Origin of the sequence: Actinoalloteichus sp. AHMU CJ021 (assembly GCF_002895405.1) — a bacterium.
GTDB lineage: Bacteria > Actinomycetota > Actinomycetes > Mycobacteriales > Pseudonocardiaceae > Actinoalloteichus_B > Actinoalloteichus_B caeruleus.
Window position 1 is genome coordinate 3701664 of sequence record NZ_CP025990.1, and the last position, 16503, is coordinate 3718166.

Consider the following 16503-nt stretch of genomic DNA (forward strand, 5'->3'; position numbering starts at 1 on the left):
CCGTGGCGGTGCCGGGACGCACCGCCGGCCCCCGGCCACCAACCCGTTCACGCACAGGGGTGGGACCGCTCAGCGCAGCGCCCGCCCCGCCTCCCGCACGAACCGCGCCGCCCCCTCCGACACCGACCGCTGACCGAAGTTGATCTCGTCGTAGATCCGGGTGAAGGTCCGCTTGTTGGTGCTGGCGCCCGTCGGTGGGGGCGGCGGGGCCTCGTTCAGCTCCTCCGCGACCGACTCCTGGAACTCGTACACCGCGCTGTCGGCGCCCTCCAACGAGCCGGACACCGCCGCCCGCACCTCGCCGTTGACCGGCATCGACCTGCTCACGCCCAGTGCGCGCCCCGCGTCGACGTCATTGACGAGGAAGCCGACGAACGCGGCGGCCTCCTCCGGGTGCTCGGTGCGGCTCGACACGCTCAGCAGCGAGGAGGCCCCGGCGTGCGCACCGCCGTTCCCGGTGTCCGTCGGCAGAGGCGCCAACGCCATGTCGTCCGACACCGTGAAGTAGCTGCCGGCCGTCGAGTCGTAGTTGAACTCAGACCCCGCCTGGCCCCGGGCCAGCGGCGAGGTGTCCAGCGCGCCGTTCACCGAGGTCGTCGTCTCCGGCGGGGTGGACACCCCCTCCCGCACCCAGTCCTGCGCGACCGTCCAGAAGTCGACCAGGTCGGCCTCGTCGAACCCCAGACCGGCGTCCTCGGTGTAGAGGGACTTGCCCTGCTGTCGCAACCAGAAGTCGAACCAGTCCGAGTTCCAGCCGAAGTCGGTCGTCCCCGCCTCCCCGGTCTCCTCGGCCACCCGCTCCGCCGCGCTCCGGTAGTCCTCCCAGGTCCAGTCGATCTCCGGCGCCGGCACCCCGGCGGCGTCCCACAGCTCCCGGTCGTAGACGAGGGCGGGAACGTTCTGGCCCAGGGGCAGCGCGTACAGGGCACCGTCGAGGGTCGCTCCCTCCAACAGGGTGTCCGGCAGGTGCTCGGTGCTGATGGCCTCACCGACGTGCTCGGTCAGATCCATCAGGACCCCGCGCTCCGCGTACTCACGAAGGAAGAAGGTGTCCATCTGGATCAGGTCGGGCGCGGCCCCACCCGCCACCTGGGTGGACAGCTTCTCCACGTACGACTCGTAGCCGGCGAACGACGTCGTCACCGTGATACCCGGGTTGCGTTCCTCGAACAGGTCAACCGCGCGCTGCGTCGCCTCGGCGCGGTCCTCGTTGCCCCACCAGGTGAAGTGCAGCGACACGGCGCCACTCCCGCCGCCGCTGTCCCCGCAGGCGACGAGAGCCGCCCCGAGGACGGCCACCCCTAGGACACCCGCCACCCGGGTTCTCCCGGTCGTCGACATGTGGGACTCCTTCCGGTCACGCCGGACGGTAGGGCGACCGGCACCCGCGGGGACAGTGGCCACGACGCGGGTTGGCCGGAGTGGGCCGCCATGTCGGGGAGTCGACTGGGCCGTCGGGAGTACCCGCCCAGCCGGCCGCGGGCGCGGAGCAACCCCACCTCGCGGTTCCACCGTCCACCCAGCACTCCCCTTCCGCGCCGGGTTCCTCGACCCGGGCCGAGGAAAGGACACGGACATGACGACACGGGCGTTCAGAACCGGGGTGACCGCGACCTGCGTGCTGCTGGCACTCGCGGGATGCGCGGGAACCGGGACACCCGCGACCAGTGGACCGCCATACCCCTCGGCGTCCTCGGCCCACCCGGAACCGCGCCTCGGGTCCGGTGGGCCGAGCGCCGAGGACGGGCCAGCCGAAGCGGGCGCGCACCACCACCCCGCCCAGGAACAGGTGGGCGAGCTGGAAGCCGCCCTCGTCGCCCAGGAACCCGACCGTTTCGGCGGAGCGTGGATCGGCGGGTACGAGCCGGAGTTCCGCGTCGTGGTCGCGCTGACCGAGGTCGACCCGCGCCCCACCGCGCTGGACGACTTCCCCGACCTCGTCGACCACGTCACCCTCACCCGGGTCGAGTTCGCGGCGCTGGAACTCGAGGCAGCCAGGGCCCGGGCCGAGGAGGCGTTGACCGAGGCGGGCGTGCTCGGCGGGATCGGCGTGCACCCCATGGACAACCGGGTGTTGGTCGAGGTCGCGGGGACCGACGTGGACGAGGCCGAACAGGCGGTGTCCGGCATCGCCGGCGTCACCGTCACCAGGGTTCCCGACCTGCCCGAGCGGTACCCCGGCCTCGGTGTCCACGAGACGGCACCGGACGAGCCGACCGGAGGCCGCTGACCGTGGCCTCCCGACGATCGGACGTTCGACGCGGACCGGCGGTGCTCGCCTCGGCGGTGGCCGCCCTGCTGGGCGCGGGCTGCGGACCCGCGACCGCTCCCCCGGCCGGCGACTGGCCGCATTTCGACTCCCTGGCGCGACTCCGCTCAGCCGCCGATGTCGTCGTTGAGGGTCGGCTGCTCGCCACGTCCCAGCGGCGGATCGACGTCGCCCTCGCCTCGGGCACCGAGCGGGCCGGCGGAGAACCGGCGGCCGTCATCTCGTACACCGTCCACGAACTCGAGGTCGAACGGGTCGTGCTGGGAGAACGCGCCGTCGGGGAGACGGTTCGCATCGGCCAACCCTCGGACGCCGACTCCACACGGATGGTCGTCGGGGACACCTACCTCCTGTTCGCCGAACTTTCCAGGGACGACCTGCCGTTGTCCCTCATCAGTCCCGTTCAGGGGGTGTACCGCAGTGTTGGGGACGGCGCCTTCGAACCGGTCCACGACGCGAACCCGCTCAGCTTCGGCGAGGAGGACCTGGCCGCCGCCGGATAGCCGCGAGCGACCCGTGCCCGCCGAAGCCCTCGTCCTCGCCGGTACCCGACGACCGCCAGCTCCCGTCCGCCCGGGACCGCCCGTCCGGCGAGCGGCCCGAGACGGCCCCACCCCGCCGGAGGTGGCCCCAGGAGCGCGGCTGCGCGCTCCCCCGCTCATCACCGAGCGCAAGCCCTCCTGCCCGAACGAGGGACCGCTGGTGCGCCACGGCGAAATGTCCGCTACGGCGCGCTGGCAGGATGAACCGATGTGAGCGAGGGCGGACATCACGGAGAAAACCGGCAGCGGCGAACCTGGACCGCACTGGGGCGCCGTCTCCACTGGACGCTGCTCGGCCTCAGCCTGGTCGGTTTCCTCGTCTGGATGCTGGTCGTGCAGGCGGCGATGCCGGTGTGGCTCGACCAGGGCGCCGCCTGCGCCGCGAGGTTCGACATCGACACGACGAGGGTCGTCGTCAGGACCACCCTGCTCCCCCCTCGGGCGACCTGCACCTTCCACGAGGTTCCCGGCGAGATCGCGCCCGTGGTCACCGAGTACATCTCCCCGAGCCTGGCCCTGGTCCTCACCGTGATGCTCCCCCTGCCCGCCGCCAGCGGCGTGGCCGGGCTGCTCCTGCTCGCGCGACGCATTCTCACCCCGGGGCGGACGGCACGCGGCCCTGACCGGGACGTCCCAGCCCCGGACCCGCCGCAGACCTCGGAAGGCGGCACGTCCCGGCGCACGTCGCACCTGCTCGGCGCCGCACTGCTCGGCGTCGTGGCCGGCACCTTCGGCGCCTCGGTCACGATGCTGTCCGTCGTCTTCGGGAGCTGGCCGGCCAGCATCGCCTCCTACGGGGCCATCGTGCTCGCCGTGGTCGTCGCGGCGACCGCGATGGACGCCGCGTTCGGCCCACGTGAGGGTGGTCGACGAGGATCCCGGCGACGAGGTCTCGCCCTGGGCGGGCTGGGCTGTGCGGTCGTGCTGGCACTCTGCCTACGGCAGAAGCTGGACGGCGACGGCATGGGCGAGGACGGTCACGGGTGGATCCCCCTCGTGTCCACCGTCGTGTTCCTCCTCGTGGCGGCGGTCCAATGGCGCCTCGCGCGCCGAGGACGCTGAAACACGTCCTACCTCCCACGTCGCGCGTGTTGCGTCCCACCTCGACCCGTCCTAACGCGTTCCTGCTCCGTTCGGAGTCGGTGCACCGATTCATACCTGCGGTGTGTTTCCCCGTTGGTAGCGTTGACCAGTGCCGCGGAGTCCGGCTGACGCCGCTCCGCGAAGAGAACGTGGGAGGCAGCGTGCACATCGAAAGCGACGGCGGCGGCACCAGTTCCGCGGTTCCCTCGACGGCGAAGATGACTGGCAGCATCGCGGCGTTCAGCGCGGCCGCCGCGGCGGGAAAGGTCTCGATCAACCCCGAGAGCGCCGAGAGCATGGCCACCAAAATCGACGCCATCGCCGTTCGTGCCAGAGACCGGCTGGAGAGGTTTCGTCCTTTGGAGCAACGCGTTCGACTGGGCTCGAGTCCGGTGGCGCTGACGATGGCCGAGCAGGACCTGGTCACGGCGGTCGGCACGCCGACCTCGGCCAAGGAAAACCTCGTGCTCTACATCCAGGCGCTGGAGGACCTCGCCGCCGCCATCCGCACCTCCGCCCGCAACACCCAACAACAGGACACCAACAACGCCACCCTGCTCAACAACACCGGAGACCACCTCACATGACCCGTCGGACACCCCCACACCGCCACACCACGGCACTCGCGGGAATCACCCTGCTCACCGTCCTGACGGGCTGCACCACCGAAACCACCGGACAAGCCCATACCCCCACCACCCCAAACACCACCAACTCCACCACACCCGATACGACCACCAACCCCGACAACACCACCTTCGCCGAGGACATCGCCAACGTCCTGCCCTGCGAAGTACTCGACGACAACCAGATCACCGACCTCGGATTCGACCCCACCACCGCCGAGTTCGAGGATGTCGGCATCATCTACTGGTGCCGTTATCGAGCGGCGCCCATGGAAACACCAACAATGACCATCGGCCTCGACGCTGATTGGGCATTGGACGAGCTGAACCTCACCAACTACAACTCCACAGAACACCAGATCGGACCACTTCGCGCACTCCTCATCACCGACGACCGCGACCCGACCATGTGCCAGATCTCCATGGAACTCGCAGAAACAGCCCACGCCACTGTCACGGTCAGCTGGGCCGAATCGCAGGAGGCCGCCTGCGAGGCCGCCGAGCGGGTCGCCGCCGTCGTGGAACCCGAACTCCCGCGAGAGCAGAGCTGAGCACACCTCCGCTGAAAAGAGCCGGCCCAGCACAGAGCACACGGCGAGCCGACTCACGGACGCTGAACCACCTCATGCCGCCCCACCGCGCTGCTCGGCGATCCCCCACCCCCACCAGGCGAGGCTGGGAAGCGGTCGCCAGCCAGGAGGGGAACGCTCCTCCCGACCACTGACAGTGGCGACAGCGACCACCCAGGCACGACCCCGGTGACGGCGGTCGGCGCGCCGACCTCGGCCAAGGAAAACCTCGTGCTCCACATCCAGGCGCTCAAAGACCTCGCCGCCGCCATCCGCGCCTCCGCCCGCAACACCCAACAACAGGACACCGACAACGCCACCCTGCTCAACAACACCGGAGACCACCTCACATGACCCGTCGGACACCCCCACACCGCACCACGGCACTCGCGGCAATCACCCTGCTCACCGTCCTGACGGGCTGCACCACCGAAACCACCGGACAAGCCCACACCCCCACCACCCCAAACACCACCACACCCGACACGACCACCAACCCCGACAACACCACCTTCGCCGAGGACATCGCCGACGTCCTGCCCTGCGAAGTACTCGACGACAACCAGATCACCGACCTCGGATTCGACCCCACCACAGCCGAATTCGATGACGTTGGTGTGGCGTACATGTGCCTCTACCGACCCGCGCCGTTGGAAAGCCCGCTCATGTCCATCAACATTGACCGGGATTGGGCGCTGGACGAACTCAACCTCACCAACTACAACTCCACGGAACACCAGGTCGGACCACTTCGCGCACTCCTCGTCACCGACGACCGCGACCCGAGCATGTGCCAGATCTCCATGAAGCTGAGCGAGTCCGCTCATGCGACCGTCGCCGTGGACTTCGCCGAATCGCAGGAGGCCGCCTGCGAGGCCGCCGAGCGGGTGGCCGCCGTCGTGGAACCCGAACTCCCGCGAGAGCAGAGCTGAGGGCGGGGCCTCCGAGGTCGGGGCTGAAGCCACATCCCGGCGGTTCTGGCCCCCCTGGGCAGACGATCCCCTCCCGGCCCCTCGCCCTCGCCCAGAGGTTTGCCGATGTCCTGCCACAGACACGTCGTCCCCGTTGGAAGCGCACCTCGGGCTGGACGACGGTCACGGCCCCCGCGGTGGCGGGGTGGGTGCCGAGGGCGAGCCGAGCGGGGAGGCCGGTCCCGGTCAGCTCGCCGAGCTCGTGGCGCGCACCCGGCGGGCCGCCTCGGCCCAGGCTGAGGTGGTGGCGGCGGAGCGGTCCGGCTCGTAACGCCGGAGCGGCTGGGTGCTGGTGATCAGGGCGCGCATCTCCGGCAGGCCGGCCAGTTCGCTCCGCCCGGCGGCCCTGGCCTGGACGAGGAGGTTTCCCAGCGCGGTGGCTTCCACCGGCCCGGCCACGACGGGGATCCCGCAGGCGTCCGCGGTGAGTTGGCAGAGCAGTTCGTTGCGGCAGCCGCCTCCGACGAGGTGCAGCACGTCGACCTGCCGGTCGGCGAGTTCGCAGGCGGTCCGGAGCGTGCGCGCGTAGGCCAGGGCCAGGCTCTCCAGCACGCACCGTGTGAGCGCGGCGGGGGTCTCGGGCACGGGTTGCCCGGCGCGCCGGCAGGCGTCGGCGATGCGGGCGGGCATGTCCCCGGGAGCGAGGAACACCGGGTCGTCCGGGTCCAGCACGGAACGGAAGGGCTGTTCTCGGCTCGCGTCGGCGAGCAGGCGTTCGATGTCGTGGTCCTGCCCGGCGATTCGCCAGGCTCGCATGGATTCCTGGAGCAGCCAGAGCCCCATCACGTTGCGCAGGTACCGGACGGTGCCGTCCACGCCGAGTTCGTTGGTGAAGTTCGCCCGCCGGCTGTCGTCGGTGAGGACGGGGTGGTCGAGTTCGAGTCCGACGAGGGACCAGGTACCGCAGGAGACGTACCCGAACCGTTCGGTGGTGGCGGGCACGGCGACCACGGCCGATGCCGTGTCGTGGGAGCCGACGGTGACGACGGGGAGCCCGGCTGGCAGGCCGTGGTGGGACGCCACCTCGTCGTGGACGGCACCGAGGGGGAGGCCCGGTTCCCGCACCGGCGGCAGGAGGCCGGGTGGGATCCTCGCCGCGTCCGCCAGTTCGGGCGACCAGCGGCGGGCGCGGACGTCGAACAGCTGGGTGGTGGAGGCGTTGGTGACCTCGGCGACGCGTTCGCCGGTCAGCCAGTAGCCCAGCAGGTCAGGGATGAGCAGGAGCGTCCTGGCGTGGTCGAGCTGGGCGCGGCCGGTCCTCGACCGCAGTTGGACGAGGGTGTTGATCGGCATGAACTGGATGCCGGTGATGTCGTAGATCCGTTCGGCCGGGACGTCGTCGAGCAGTTCGGGCAGGATGTCCTCGGTCCTGGCGTCCCGGTAGTGGAAGGGGGTGCCCAGCAGGGCCCCCTCTGCGTCCAGCAGGCCGTAGTCCACCGCCCAGGAGTCGATGCCGACGCTGGACAACGGCGTCCCGCCGAGCTGGGCGGCGGCGGCGAGGCCGCCCAGCGTCCGCTGGTAGAGGCCGAGGACGTCCCAGTGCAGTCGGGACACCCCGGAGCCGTCCACGGTGCGGACGGGGTCGTTGGGGAACCGGGCCGCCTCGGTGACGGAGAGCTCACCGCCGCCGATCCTGCCCAGCAGCACCCGGCCGCTGGAGGCGCCCAGGTCCACGGCGGCGCAGTGCACGGCTCCGCCCGCTGTCGGGTCGCTGGTGGCCCTGGTGGCCGTCACCGCGTCCTCCTCTCCTCGCAGGGCGGCGGGGCACCTGGTCCGGTGCCCCGCCGCGCTCGTCGTGTCGGTTGCCGCCCCCCGTGGGGGCGGTGGTCGCGGTGGCTGCCGCCGGCCGCGTCCGGTCGTCGCCCGTGGTGGGTGGGCTCAGATGAGCCCGCGCCGGGCGGCCCAGGCCACGGCCTGGATGGGTGTCTGCACGCCGAGTCGGTCGCACACGCCCCTGATCCTGCGGCGCAGGGTCCGGTTTGACGTGCACATCCGCCTGGCGATGCCGTCCAGGAGGTAGCCCTCCGCGAGCAGCGCGAGGATCTGGCGCTCCTCCCGGGTCAGCCGCACCTCCCCGACGCAGTCGGTCCTGATCTGTTCGGCACGAACCCGTTCCGCACTCAGTGCCGTCGCGCGCATAGCCACCGCAACCACTGGGACCTCCTCCTGTGTCCTCGACCGACCCCGGAAACGCTTCCGACGGGCGCCGTTCGGCGCCCTACCGCAGGAACGCCGCGGCGACTCCCGCGTCCACCGGCACGTGCAGCCCGGTGGTCCTGGTCAGCTCGCCGGCGACCAGGACGTGGACGGCGGCGGCGACGTGCTCGGGGAGCACCTCGCGCTTGAGCAGGGTCCGCTGGGCGTAGAACTCACCCAGCTCGGACTCGGGCACCCCGTAGACGGCGGCGCGCTGCGCGCCCCACCCGCCGGAGAAGATGCCGGAACCACGGACCACGCCGTCCGGATTGATGCCGTTGACCCGAATGCCGTGCGCGCCCAGCTCGGCGGCGAGCAGTCGGACCTGGTGCGCCTGGTCCGCCTTGGCCGCGCCGTAGGCGACGTTGTTGGGTCCGGCGAACACACCGTTCTTGCTGGCGACGTAGACGATGTCCCCGCCGATGCCCTGCTTCGCCATGGCCGCCGCGGCCGCACGGGCGACGAGGAAGGAGCCCCGGGCCATCACCCGGTGCTGCACGTCCCAGTCGGCGTCCGTCGTCTCCAGCAGGGGCTTGGAGATGGACAGTCCCGCGTTGTTGACGACCAGGTCGACCCCGCCGAAGGCGAGGCTCGCGGCGTCGACCGCCGCCGCCACCGCGTCGGTGTCGGTGACGTCCACCGTGACGGGAACGGCGACGTCGGCGGTGCGGAGGGCCTTGGCCCCGAGTTCGTCGGCGACCTCGGCGGCGGCGGCGCCGTCCCGGTCGGCGACGACGACGCACGCGCCCTCGGCGGCGAGCCGACGGGCGGTGGCCCGCCCGATTCCGCTGCCGCCACCCGTGACGAGGGCGATCCGCCCGGCCAGGGGCCGGGGCTTGGGCCGCCGCCGCAGCTTGGCCTCCTCCAGCTCCCAGTACTCGATGCGGAACTTCTCGTTCTCGTCGATGGGCTGGTACCGGGACAGCGCCTCCGCGCCGCGCATGACGTTGATCGCGTTGACGTAGAACTCGCCGGCGACGCGGGCGGTCTGCTTGTCGGCGCCGAAGGAGAACATCCCGACTCCTGGCACGAGCACGATGGCCGGGTCGGCGCCGCGCATCGGTGGGGAGTCGGGGGTGGCGTGCCGCTCGTAGTAGGCGCGGTAGTCGTCGCGGTAGGCGGCGTGGAGTTCCCGTAGTCGGGCGATCGTCTCGTCGAGGGGAGCCGTCGGGGGCAGGTCCAGGACGAGCGGCCGCACCTTGGTGCGGAGGAAGTGGTCCGGGCAGGAGGTGCCGAGCGCGGCGAGCTCGGGCATCCGCTCGCGGGAGACGAAGTCGAGGACGACGTCGGTGTCGGTGAAGTGGCCGAGCGGGCCGCGGCCCGGGGCGGGTTCGCCGGTCTCCCGCTGCGAGGTGGCGGCCAGTCCCCGGAGCACGGGGGCGAGCGCGGCCGCTCGCGCGCGTCGTTCCTCGGTGGGCAGGGGCTCCCAGCCGGGCACCACCGCGCCGAGCGGGTCCCGCCGGCCGTGGTTGTCGATGAACTCCTGGGCGGTGCTGATGATCTCCAGGGAGTTGGCGCGGCACTCCTCGGAGGTGTCGCCCCAGGCGGTGATGCCGTGGCCACCGAGGATGACGCCGATGGCCTGGGGGTTCTCGCGGCGGATCTGGGCGATGTCCAGGCCGAGTTGGAACCCGGGTCGCCGCCACGGCACCCAGGCGACGCGGTCGCCGAAGCAGCGGGCGGTCAGTTCGCGGGAGTCGGCCGCGGTGGCCAGCGCGATGCCCGCGTCGGGGTGCAGGTGGTCGACGTGGGCGGCGTCGACGAGGCCGTGCATGGCGGTGTCGATGGACGGCGCGGCGCCACCCTTGCCGTGCAGGCAGTAGTCGAACGCGGCGACCATCTCGTCCTCGCGGTCCACGCCGGGGTAGACGTCGACGAGGGAGCGGAGGCGGTCGACCCGGAGCACGGCCAGGCCCTCCTCGGTCAGGGTGCCCAGGTCACCACCGGAGCCCTTGACCCACATCAGCTCGACGGGTTCGCGCGTCACCGGGTCCGTACCGGACGCCTTCACGGAGGCGTTGCCACCGGCGTAGTTCGTGTTGCGCGGGTCGGAGCCGAGGTCGTGGCAGCGGGCGATGAGCGCGCTGACCTCCGGGTGCGTTCCCCGTCCGGTGTCCGGGGCGCCTGACGCTGAACTCGACACTGCGTTCCACTCTTCCCTGTTCGTGCGCCCCGGTGCCGGGACGGTGTTCCACTGGCTGCTGGCGCTTCCCGGTGTGGCCGGGTGCCCTGGTGCGGTCAGGCTCCCCAGCCCATCGCGTTGCCGCCGACCCGTTCCGCCTCGATGCGCTGCTGGTACCCCGAGCGGCGGTAGGCGGCGATCGGGTCGGGGTCGAGGCCCATGTCGGTGCGGAGTTCGGCGACCAGTGGCCGCACGTCGGTGTGGTAGGCGTCCATGAGCACCTCGTTGGCGCCGAGGACGTCACCGGCCTCCTGGGCCGAGCGCAGCGCGTCGGTGTCGACGAGGAGCGCCTTGGCGGTGGCCTCCTGCACGTTGGTGATGGATCGGATCATCGCCGGGATCTTGGGCTCGATGTTGTGGCACTGGTCGAGCATGAAGGCGAGGTCGGAGTCCGCGGCGAGGCCGCCGCCCCGGTTCACCTCGTACATGAGGCGGAACAGCTGGAACGGGTCGGCCAGGCCGACGATGAGGTCGTCGTCGGCGTAGAAGCGGGAGTTGAAGTGGAAGCCGCCGAGCATCCCGGCCCGCAGCAGGAAGGACACGATGAACTCGATGTTCGTGCCCGGGGCGTGGTGCCCGGTGTCGACGAGGACCTGCGCGGCCGGTCCGAGCTGAGCGCAGTGCGCGTAGGAGGTGCCCCAGTCGGGGACGTCCATCGTGTAGAAGGCGGGTTCGAAGAACTTGTACTCCAGCAGCAGCCGCATGCCTTCCGGCATCCGGTCGTAGACCTCGCGCAGCGCCGTGGCCAGCCGGTCCTGCCGGGCCCGGATGTCGTCCTGCCCGGGGTAGTTGGTGCCGTCGGCCACCCACATCGACAGGATCTTCGACCCGGTCTGCTCGGCGATCTCCACGCACTCCAGCAGGTGGTCGGTGGCCTTGCGGCGGATGCCGGGGTCCGGGTTGCAGATGCTGCCGAGTTTGTAGTCGTCCTCCTGGAAGACGTTGGGGTTGATCGCCCCGAGTTCGATGCCGGCGTCGCGGGCGTGGGCGGCGAGCCCGGCCCAGTCGTCGACCTTGTCCCAGGGGATGTGCAGGGCCACGCTGGGTGCCGCTCCGGTGAGTTCGTGGACCTTGGCGGCGTCGTCGATCTTCTCCTGCGGGGTGCGTGGCACTCCGGCCTGCGCGAACACCTTGAACCGGGTCCCGGAGTTGCCGTAGGCCCAGGACGGCGTCTCGATCCGCAGGCCGCGCAGGATCGACTTCACCGTGGCGCGGCGACTGGGACTGATCTCGGTCATCAGGAGGCTCCTTGCGGATGTGGACGGCGGCGACCACCGCGACCAGGGGACGCGGAGTGCGTGGGACGCGGGGGAGGGACCGTCAGGGAAGGTGGAAGACCTCGGGTAGTGGACTCATGTCCTCGTCGGCGGCGCCGGAGTCGAGTTCGGCGAACAGCGGGGCCATCTCGGCCTGCCAGCGTGCGTTGACCTCGGTGCGGTTCATCGCCTCCCTGGCGGCGTCGAAGTCGTCGCACTCCAGGTAGCCGATCAGCAGGCCGTCCTCGCGGAGGAAGAGGGAGTAGTTGCGCCACCCGGATTCGGATAGCGCTTTCCGCATGTCCGGCCAGACGTCCGCGTGCCGTTCGCGGTACTCCTCCAGGCGGTCAGGGCGCACCTGGAGCGTGAAGCAGATCCGCTGGGTCACGAGCGACCACCACGAACCACGGGGCCCCGAGCGACGGCTGTCGCCAACTCGGCCCGAACGTGCCGAAAACCCGTCATTGCGCGCGACCGCATCATGCGCCCGGCCTCCTCGTTGAGTGGGTCGTCCCGACAAACGCCGGCCGCCCCCTCGTCCTGGGTTGCCACCGGGTTAATGAATCGTTTCAACAACGCGCTTGTGCTGAGTTTGCAGCACGCCTCTTCGCGGTGTCAACCTCTCGTGCGGGACTTTTTGCCCGAGCATTCCCACCAGTGCGGCATACTTCCTCCAGGCTTCCCCACGGTGCGGGAAGCGACTCCATCACGGTGATTGACACGTTTCAAGACGTCAGCCAGCGTCTCGGCGTCTGCCCAGCGGGAGGTGCGGTGGGACAGCAGGCAGCAGCCAGCATCCGGCAGGTGGCCAGGGCCGCCCGGGTGTCGGTGGGGACGGTGTCCAACGTGCTCAACCGCCCGTCGGTCGTCGCGCCCGCCACGCGCCGGCGAGTCCTCGCCGCCATCGACGAACTCGGCTTCGTCCGCAACGAGTCGGCGCGGCAACTCCGGTCGGGGACCGCCCGCACCATCGGCCTGGTCGTCCTCGACGTCGGCAACCCGTTCTTCACCGACCTCGCCAAGGGCGTGGAGGCGGCCGCGACGGAGGCCGGGCACGCCGTGATGCTGTGCAACAGCGACGGATCACGGGACCGGGAGTCCCGCCACCTGGAACTGCTGGCCCAGCAGCAGGTGCACGGGGTGCTGATGTCCCCCGTGGAGGACGACCTGTCCTCGGCGCGCGAGTTGGCCGCGCGGGGGGTCTCCGTGGTCCTGGTCGGACATCCGGCCGAATCCGAGGACCTGTGCTCGGTGGCGGTCGACGACCGGGTCGGCGGGGAGGTCGCCGTCACCCACCTGCTGGCGACCGGACGTCGCCACCTGACGATGATCGCCGGTTCACCCGCGACCCGGCAGTGCGCGGAACGGCACGCCGGTGGGCGGCAGGCGCTGCGCAGGGCGGGCCACGACCCCGCGGACCTCGAGTTCCTGGAGGTGGCCACCCTCGACGTCGCGGCGGGCCAACGAGCCGCGGAACAGCTGTTGGCGCGGGGGGAGCTACCGGACGGCGTGTTCTGCGTGAACGACCTCGTCGCGCTCGGACTGCTCCAGGTGCTGCTGCGCGCCGGCGTCTCCGTGCCGGACGACGTGGCCGTCGTGGGTTACGACGACATCGACTTCGCCGCCGCGGCCGCCGTCCCGCTGACCTCCGTCCGACAACCCGCGACGTTGCTGGGACGGACGGCCGCCGACCTCGTCATCGCGGAGGGCACCGGTTCCGGGCACCAGCACCAGCAGGTCATGTTCACGCCGGAGCTGGTGGTCCGCGAGTCCACCGGACACCGGGAGGACAGGGGCCGGGCGACGGCCGGCCCCGCCTGGGGCGCCCTGCTGCGGCCGGTGCGCGAGCTCGGCGGCCGCGTCGGCGCGCAGGAGCCGGAACCGGCGGGCTGACAGGCTGACCGGGTGTCCCGGGCGGGCGCACCGGCGACGCGGGCGAGGTCCCCCCTGCCCTCCTCGACGGACCCCGTACGCTGGCCCGCCGCGGTACTCCATGCCACCGTCCGATCACCGGGAGGCACCAGACATGACGGGATCCTCGCGCCCGCGAGTCGCGACACCGCTGTGGGCCCTGCTCGCCTGCGCCGTCCTCACCGCCTGCACCACGGTGGAGGGAGGTCGCGCGCTGCCAGCCGAGGAACCGCCGGCGTCGCGCGCTTCCGAGGGCCCACCGGCCGACCAGAGCACCGGAGCTGGTCCCGAGCACGCCCCCGGCACCCCGGTCTCCCCCGGAGCTGGTCCCGAGGGCGACCAGCCGCCCTCGACGGAGGACGCGGCGATGATCCAGGCCTGTGAACTGCTGACGGCCGAGGAGACCACCGCCTTCGGTGTCGACGGGTCCGCCGCGGAGTCGATGCCGGGCACCGACGTCGCCTCCTGCCGTATCCCCGCCCTGGAGCGGGGCGGCCCGACCCTGTTGCTCGGCATCTCCGCGCTGCGGGGCGTCGACCCCACTCTGCTTCCCGACGACGCGGTGGAGACCCAGGTGGGTTCCCGGCCCGCCATGCGGTCGACCGAGGACAACGCCTGCGATCTGACGATCGCCCTCGGTGCCGATGCGCACGCGCTCGTGCGCGCACGCAGCTCGGAGAACACCGACACCGCCTGCGCGCTGGCGGAGGCGGTCGCCGCCACCGTGGAGCCGCGCCTCCCCCGCGGCCTGGGCTGACGTTCGCGGAGGAGGCGCTGGCGGCGGCTCCGGTGCGACTAGTCGCGGGCGAGGCGCAGCACGGCGACTCCCCGCCGTTCCACCGCGACCTCGGTCAGCGGGTCCCCGGGCTGGAGGACGTCGGTCCCGGTCGTGGGCAGGGGGATCCGCACCGGCTCCTCGCCCCGGTTGAGCACCAGCAGGTAGCGCTCACCGCTCTCCGCGACACGCTCCCAGGCCCGCACGCCGGCCGGCAGGTCGGGCAGCACCGGCGCCACCCCGGCCTCGGCCCGGATGCCGTCGACGAGGCCGCGCATGGCGTCCTCGGGCAGCCGGGTGCCGAGGTACCAGGCGACCCCGGAGCCGAACTCGTTGCGGGTGATCGCCGGGGACCCCGCCAGCTCCCCGCCGGCGAACGACGCGACGGCGGCGGCGCCCTCCAGGTGGATCTGCTCGGACCAGACGGTGCCGAGGACCTCCGTGTCCTGGTCTCCCAGGCCCCGCACCGGGACCGTCCCGTTCTCCGGCAGCGGCCAGAACTCCTCGACCCAGACGCCCAGCACGTCGCGGAAGGCTCCCGGGTAGCCGCCCAGGTAGACCTGGTCGCGGTCGTCGACGATGCCGGAGAAGAAGGACACCGCCAGGTGGCCGCCGCCCCGGACGTACTCGCGGAGGTTCGTGGCGGCCTGCGGGCTGACGCTGTAGAGGTTGGGCGCGATCACCAGCCGGTACCCGCTGAGGTCGGACTCCGGGTGCACGACGTCACAGGCCACGCCGGCCTCGAACAGCGGTGCGTAGTGCGCCAGACTGGACTCGACCTGCCGGACGTCGACGCTCGGGTGGGAGTCCATCTCCAACGCCCACCAGCTGGACCAGTCCAGCAGCAGCGCCACGTCGGCGACCACCCGGCTCCCGGCGACCTCCCGGGCCCTGGCCAGTTCGTCACCCAGGGCGCACACCTCGCGGAAGATGCGGGTGTTCTCCCCCGCGTGCGGCACCATCGCGGCGTGGAACTTCTCGGTGCCGCCCTGGGAAGCCCGCCACTGGAAGAACATGACCGCGTCGGCGCCCTGCGCCACGGCCTGCCAGCTGTCCAGCCGCATGACGCCCGGGGCCTTGGGCGAGTTCCGGTCCCGCCAGTTCACGCCGCTGGTGGCCTGTTCCATCAACAGCCAGGGCTGACCGGCCCGCAGTGACCGCATCAGGTCCGAGTTGAAGGCGATCTCCCGCTGGCTCTGGCGGTCCCACGGGTCCGGGTAGGCGTCGTAGGAGACGACGTCCATCTCCTCCGCCCACGCGAACGCGTCGATGGAGGCGCCGGAGCTGATGAAGTTGGTGGTCGCCGGCACGGAGGGCGCGGCCGCGCGGAGGATGTCGGCCTCCATGCGGTAGCAGGCCAGGAAGGCGTCGGAGGTGAACCTCGCGAAGTCGAGGCGCTGCCCGGGGTTGGAGTGGAAGGGAGCGGCCCTCGGCGGCAGGATCTCGTCCCAGTCGGTGTACCGCTGGGCCCAGAAGTCGGTGTACCAGGCGGTGTTCAGCTCGTCGATGTCGGTGTAGCGGCTGCGCAGCCACCGCCGGAAGTCCACCGCCGACTCGTCGCAGTAGCAGGCGGGCAGATGGCAGCCGTACTCGTTGTTGATGTGCCAGAGGGCGACGGCCGGGTGGTCGCCGTAGCGCTCACCGATCCGCCGCACCAGTTCGGCGGCGCGTTCCCGGTAGATCGGGCTGGAGGGGCAGTAGTGCTGGCGGGAACCGTGGGAGAGGCGGGTGCCGTCGACGGTCACGGGCAGCGTCTCCGGGTAGAGACGGCCCAGCCAGGCAGGGGGCGACGCGGTCATGGTCGCGAGGCAGGCGCCGATCCCGTTCTCGGCGAGCCCGTCGAGGACCCGGTCGAACCACGCGAAGTCGAACTGGCCGGGACGGGGTTCGACCCTGGCCCAGGAGAAGATCCCGACGCTGACGAGGGAGACCTTGGCCTCCCGCATCAACCGGAGGTCCTCGACCCACACATCTTCCGACCACTGCTCGGGGTTGTAGTCGCCGCCGTAGGCGAAGCCGCCAAGGCGTGCTCGGACAGCCTCCATGCTTCTGGTCATCAGTCGCTGCTTCCCTTTCCGCGGCTGCCGCCGCCGGTCGTCGCGCTGTCGGGTCTGGACGGTCGT

16 protein-coding genes are annotated in these 16503 nt (G+C 71.5%); 9 read left to right on the forward strand and 7 right to left on the reverse strand.

Annotated elements, in window-relative coordinates:
• Positions 1 to 69 precede the first annotated feature (69 nt).
• The gene (locus C1701_RS16040; RefSeq protein WP_103056145.1) at positions 70 to 1341 is read right to left on the reverse strand and encodes an ABC transporter substrate-binding protein; all 1272 of its coding nucleotides are present in this window, start codon (positions 1339 to 1341) and stop codon (positions 70 to 72) included.
• A 235-nt stretch (positions 1342 to 1576) separates the two neighbouring features.
• On the opposite strand from C1701_RS16040, the gene C1701_RS16045 reads away from it, so the two are divergent.
• From C1701_RS16045 to C1701_RS16070, 7 genes are all read left to right on the forward strand, one after another.
• Positions 1577 to 2230 carry a hypothetical protein gene (locus tag C1701_RS16045; protein WP_103056146.1) on the forward strand — a complete coding sequence of 218 codons (654 nt, stop codon included), beginning with the start codon at positions 1577 to 1579 and terminating at the stop codon, positions 2228 to 2230.
• 41 nt (positions 2231 to 2271) lie between these two features.
• Positions 2272 to 2772 carry a hypothetical protein gene (locus C1701_RS16050; RefSeq protein WP_026419051.1) on the forward strand — a complete coding sequence of 167 codons (501 nt, stop codon included), beginning with the start codon at positions 2272 to 2274 and terminating at the stop codon, positions 2770 to 2772.
• 249 nt (positions 2773 to 3021) lie between these two features.
• A complete protein-coding gene (locus C1701_RS16055; RefSeq protein ID WP_103056147.1) occupies positions 3022 to 3873 on the forward strand; it encodes a hypothetical protein in 852 nt (283 codons plus the stop codon).
• Between the two features lie 182 nt (positions 3874 to 4055).
• Positions 4056 to 4481, forward strand: a complete 426-nt coding sequence (locus tag C1701_RS16060) for a hypothetical protein (RefSeq protein WP_103056148.1) — start codon at positions 4056 to 4058, stop codon at positions 4479 to 4481.
• Positions 4478 to 5071, forward strand: coding sequence for a DUF3558 family protein (locus C1701_RS16065; protein ID WP_103056149.1), 594 nt, complete (start codon positions 4478 to 4480; stop codon positions 5069 to 5071). The genes C1701_RS16060 and C1701_RS16065 overlap by 4 nt, the downstream gene beginning before the upstream one ends.
• Before the next feature lie 249 nt (positions 5072 to 5320).
• A complete protein-coding gene (locus tag C1701_RS27515; RefSeq protein ID WP_272500061.1) occupies positions 5321 to 5443 on the forward strand; it encodes a hypothetical protein in 123 nt (40 codons plus the stop codon).
• Positions 5440 to 6021 carry a DUF3558 family protein gene (locus C1701_RS16070; RefSeq protein ID WP_026419054.1) on the forward strand — a complete coding sequence of 194 codons (582 nt, stop codon included), beginning with the start codon at positions 5440 to 5442 and terminating at the stop codon, positions 6019 to 6021. The genes C1701_RS27515 and C1701_RS16070 overlap by 4 nt, the downstream gene beginning before the upstream one ends.
• 225 nt (positions 6022 to 6246) lie before the next feature.
• Here C1701_RS16070 and C1701_RS16075 read toward each other — a convergent pair whose 3' ends face one another.
• The 5 genes from C1701_RS16075 to C1701_RS16095 all read right to left on the reverse strand — a co-directional run bounded on the left by C1701_RS16075 (position 6247) and on the right by C1701_RS16095 (position 12082).
• On the reverse strand, positions 6247 to 7749 hold the full coding sequence (locus C1701_RS16075) for a rhamnulokinase (protein WP_103057067.1): 1503 nt from the start codon (positions 7747 to 7749) through the stop codon (positions 6247 to 6249).
• Between the two features lie 189 nt (positions 7750 to 7938).
• A complete protein-coding gene (locus tag C1701_RS16080) occupies positions 7939 to 8214 on the reverse strand; it encodes a LuxR C-terminal-related transcriptional regulator (protein ID WP_308208866.1) in 276 nt (91 codons plus the stop codon).
• A 64-nt stretch (positions 8215 to 8278) separates the two neighbouring features.
• Entirely contained in the window at positions 8279 to 10333 is a 2055-nt protein-coding gene (locus C1701_RS16085; RefSeq protein WP_026419057.1) for a bifunctional rhamnulose-1-phosphate aldolase/short-chain dehydrogenase, read from the reverse strand.
• Between the two features lie 161 nt (positions 10334 to 10494).
• Positions 10495 to 11676: an L-rhamnose isomerase gene (gene rhaI, locus C1701_RS16090; RefSeq protein WP_030105186.1), complete on the reverse strand. Its 1182-nt coding sequence runs from the start codon at positions 11674 to 11676 to the stop codon at positions 10495 to 10497.
• Between the two features lie 82 nt (positions 11677 to 11758).
• Complete coding sequence (locus tag C1701_RS16095) at positions 11759 to 12082, reverse strand: L-rhamnose mutarotase (RefSeq protein WP_026419059.1); 324 nt, start codon at positions 12080 to 12082, stop codon at positions 11759 to 11761.
• Positions 12083 to 12465: 383 nt separating this feature from the next.
• On the opposite strand from C1701_RS16095, the gene C1701_RS16100 reads away from it, so the two are divergent.
• Together C1701_RS16100 and C1701_RS16105 are read left to right on the forward strand one after the other, a co-directional pair.
• Entirely contained in the window at positions 12466 to 13587 is a 1122-nt protein-coding gene (locus C1701_RS16100) for a LacI family DNA-binding transcriptional regulator (protein ID WP_103056151.1), read from the forward strand.
• Between the two features lie 133 nt (positions 13588 to 13720).
• Positions 13721 to 14362: a DUF3558 family protein gene (locus C1701_RS16105; RefSeq protein ID WP_337661733.1), complete on the forward strand. Its 642-nt coding sequence runs from the start codon at positions 13721 to 13723 to the stop codon at positions 14360 to 14362.
• Between the two features lie 38 nt (positions 14363 to 14400).
• Here the strand turns inward: C1701_RS16105 and C1701_RS16110 are convergent, their stop codons facing one another.
• On the reverse strand, positions 14401 to 16437 hold the full coding sequence (locus C1701_RS16110) for a beta-galactosidase (protein WP_337661734.1): 2037 nt from the start codon (positions 16435 to 16437) through the stop codon (positions 14401 to 14403).
• Positions 16438 to 16503: the final 66 nt, after the last annotated feature.